Here is a 329-nt window from a genome sequence, read left to right on the forward strand (position 1 = left end):
CTGCTGCGTCTGAGAGGAAGGAGAGCTCGCAGTTGCAGCAGCCATGGCTTCGCTCGCCACCGCCGCCACGGTTGTCCGTCCCGTGAATGTGAAAGGCCTCAGCGGGAGCTCCCTCAGCGGCACCAAGCTTGCCGTCAAGCCTGCTCGCCGAAGTCTCCCCCGCCCTAATCTCAGGTCCGGCGCCGGCGCCGTGGTGGCCAAGTACGGCGACAAGAGCGTCTACTTCGATCTGGATGACATCCCTAACACCACCGGCCAGTGGGATCTGTACGGATCCGACGGTCCCTCTCCCTACAATTCTCTCCAGAGCAAGTTCTTCGAGACATTCG

The 329-nt window shown here is 62.3% G+C and carries 1 protein-coding gene; it reads left to right on the plus strand.

Translation table 11 applies throughout. From position 1 onward, the window contains the following. Positions 1-43: 43 nt before the first annotated feature. On the plus strand, positions 44-329 hold a 286-nt coding region (locus tag DJ021_RS18505; RefSeq protein ID WP_133255067.1), incomplete at its 3' end, for a hypothetical protein.

Source organism: Phenylobacterium hankyongense (assembly GCF_003254505.1).
GTDB classification, from domain to species: Bacteria; Pseudomonadota; Alphaproteobacteria; order Caulobacterales; family Caulobacteraceae; genus Phenylobacterium; species Phenylobacterium hankyongense.